The 3,750-nt window shown below is 34.1% G+C and carries 2 protein-coding genes; both read right to left on the minus strand.

Annotated elements, in window-relative coordinates; translation table 11 throughout:
* Window positions 1-233 precede the first annotated feature (233 nt).
* The gene (locus M0D21_RS22855) at window positions 234-2,633 is read right to left on the minus strand and encodes a hypothetical protein (RefSeq protein ID WP_248334327.1); all 2,400 of its coding nucleotides are present in this window, start codon (window positions 2,631-2,633) and stop codon (window positions 234-236) included.
* A gap of 120 nt (window positions 2,634-2,753) precedes the next feature.
* Window positions 2,754-3,750 (minus strand): hypothetical protein (locus tag M0D21_RS22860; protein WP_248334331.1); only part of this gene is annotated, 997 nt, incomplete at its 5' end.

Raw genomic sequence — 3,750 nt, forward strand, 5'->3', positions numbered from 1 at the left:
TTGAAATAATCTCCAACAGACTCATTGGGTGAAATGTTAGTAGAACCAACTTGAGAATAAATAGAAGTGGTACAGAGTAGTACTAAAACTAGAAGTATGCGAAACCCAACCATAGCATAATGATTTAATTAAAAATTATTAGAGTGGGCAGATTATCACCCCTAAAATACTAATTATTTTAAGACCTTTTCTTAAGAAAACCTTAAGAAAGCATTCATTGTAAATGCCCGGTTCTAATTAGAATCAATGTTCTTAACTATAACTTCCTTAGATATCAAACTACCATCGCTACCCATACCTTCTACAAAAAACTTTAGGCTTTCAAACGGTGTATTAGGTATTTTGAATGTAATTGCATCAGTTTTTGAGTCGATCTTTATATTTGGTAACCAATGAATCGCTCCATAATCTTCAAAAAATGTATTGTAGTAGTCTATATAAGCAGGAGTGTATACTTCTTTTACTGGTTCGAAACCTTTATCGATTATATGCTCGGTTATAAACGGATGTTGTTTCGTGTCTTTATAACCTTGTAAAGGAACTTTTCTGGTATATATAAATATGCTTCCAGATCCTTTTTGTCCAGCAACAGAACCTGTTTTATCTACTAGAATTTGACTTATCTCCTCTGATCTTAAATTGAACAAAAGTTCCAAATTGTCTATCCTTAAATCATCTATATACACCTCTGGAGGTAAAAAACTCGAAGTGGGATTTATAGGAACTATCATCACTGTTTTGGGTAAATTTTGGAAATACCCATATTTAATTCTATAACCTTGAGTAGCGATATAATCCAAAATGTTGGGATACATTCTGGTATCTTCTAAAGTAATTTTCTTGGTTTTATCTTTAAACCTTTCCGGAATAAATGCCTCTTCCAACTCTTCCAACTTATCTCCCTTGATCACAACTTCATCCAACTCCTCAATATCATCTACATAAAAGTTTTCTGGGACTTTAACAGGTAACAATTGCTTCAGTCTACTCCTATCGAGCATATCTGGCAACTCTTTGTCAAATGTTCTTTTAAATCTATTGGTTTGAACTTTTACATTCATGTTTGCCCTTGACATACTGCCGTTGGAGCGTATAGTAGAAAAACGCAATCGGTCATCCTTCTTCAAAAATAAAGTGTTAATCACAAAACTATTATTAGACCGATCAATATCGATCACCTTGCCTTTATTCCCATCAGATGGGAATAAATACACTTTCTCAACACTAGCTCCTCTAGTGCTATGTACCCTGCCTCTTAATACTAAACCACGATTAAAGTCGTAGAGCACCTTGGGTTCATAATTAAAAATGTTGTTCCAACTATAACGGCTCCAGCCTTGGGTGAGTAATAATACATCTAAATCTGCTTGCCTCTCTTCACCATTATCCTCAAAATAATACCCTGCATCTTCGACAAAACCTTTTACATAGGGTTGCAATAGCATTGCAGAAACCATAGAGTTATGATGTGCATAACCTTTTGTTTTTTCTGGTAAAACCGAAACACTCATATCATATGTTATGTCTTTATTGCTGGGGACATTTATACTCATAATTAAAGAGTCTTTTTGTGCATTCAATTTAGAAACTCTCACATCTTTAATCTTCTGGTTGGTGGTATTAAAAACCAAACGTTCCAAAACTGGTGTGTTTTTGTTGAATACCGTTAAGGTGTTTACCCCTGCATATAGTTCTGATCTATCGATTACAATTTCACTCTCTAATTTATCTTCAGGAAAACTTACAGGAACAATCTTTGATTTTTGATTTTGATGTACAAGCAAGTAATACAACTGGTTCTGAAGTGTAAGCCGGGTTGACGAATGAATCGATAGTTTTATTTTCAAAACCTCATTAGATTGATTATCAACCTGCATCACCATGCCTTTGCTCTGAGTTTTAGGAAGTGATGCCTCCACTTCTTGCTCTTCATCTAGAAAAACTTTGGCTGTATAGGTCATACCCGTCTTGGGAACCATAGTGAATTTTGCTAGTCCGAATTTATTAGAAGTAAAAGTGGTTATTTCAGTACCGGTATCATCCAAAACAACACCTTTATAAAACATTATCCCAAGCCCCTTATTATCAATCAACTTCGCCGCAAGTGTGCTTTCAATTTCAGAAACCAAATGACCACCCTCAGGCAATACCTGTAAATCGTAACTTAACTGTTGATCTGTTTTTTGAGGAACGAGCCCTGTATCTAAAATTTTAAGTTTAGCCACAAAAGAATCCTCTTCAATAAAATTATTCATCCAATTGGTAGAAACCCGAATATAGTATTCACCTGCTCCCCAACTAGGATTAATTTTTATATTTCCTTTGGCATTTCCTTCAGACCCTAAAAATAAACCGCTATAGACCTCATTCCCTGAAACATCAAATAGCTCTACATTAAAATTGGTAGTCGCCAATGACGGCAACCCATTTTTTCTATCAAAAACGTAAGCTTTAAACCATATTTCTTCTTGAGGGAGATAAATACTCTTATTTAAATGAACAAAAATACTTTCTCTAGGAATTTTGAAATACTTACTTACCGACTCGTTTGGCGAAACACCCGAAGCTGTTTGCGAAACCCCCATATAAATGCCTAAAAACAGCATAACCAAAAGCATGCGAAATCTAATCATAAGACAATGATTTTGTGAAACAATTTGTTAGGAGGGTAGATTAAATACCTAATTTAGAAAATAACTTTCGAATTTTTCTTAAATTTTCTTTAATAAAGCGTTACTAATAAGTACTTTATCTTATTTCGGATCCGTATTATTAATTGTTATTTCTTTTGATATCAAACTGCCATCACTCCCCATGCCTTCTACAAAAAATTTCATGTCTTTTACCGGTAAGTCTGGTATTTTAAAAGTAGTCGCACCAGATCCTTGATCTATGTATAAATCTGGTAACCAATGTATAGTGCCATATTGTTTAAACAGCTTGTCTGTATAACTAGGGTATCTAGGGTTATAAAACTCCTTTATCGGTTCAAAGCCATTATCTAAAGCCTTTTTTATGATTTGTTTACTCTCTTTTCTTTTACTATAACCTCCTAATGGTTTAATTCTGGTATAAATCAATATAGTCCCATTCCCTCGTAACGCTGTAATAACTCCTCTTTTATCAATTAAAATTCGATTAACATCTGTACTCTCCAGATTTGCTAAGACATCAAAACTCGATAAAAGAACATCATTTACATATATCTCTGGTGATGATCGAGACCAAGGCTGAATTATCGATACCCCACCCGCATTATAGCTTACCATATATCCCTGAGTTCGTAAATAATCTAAAATATTCGGATACATTCTTGCATCTTTTTCTGTTATCTTTTTGGTGTGTCGCTTAAAGCGTATTGGAACAAATTTATCTTCTAATTCTTCCTGTTCTCTTTTCTTTGCCCGAATTACAACTTCATCTAGCGCCTGTATATCATCAGTCATAAAACTCTGAGGGATATATACCTTTTCTGATTGTATAGCTTGGTTTTTTATATCTATGAAATCAGGAATCTTGCCACTAAAAGGCTTTTTAAATCTATTTCGCTCTACATTGATGCTCATATTAGACTTTACCATACTACCATTGGAGCGAATCGTAGATAATCGTAATGTATCATTCTTGTTCAGAAATACTGAATTAATCATAAAGCTTTGATCTTTTTTGTCTACATCGATCATTCGACCTCCATTACCTATAGAAGGTAATACATACACCTTTTCTACACTAGCTCCTTTTGAACTCTGT

Origin of the sequence: Aquimarina acroporae (assembly GCF_023195925.1) — a bacterium.
Lineage (GTDB): Bacteria > Bacteroidota > Bacteroidia > Flavobacteriales > Flavobacteriaceae > Aquimarina > Aquimarina acroporae.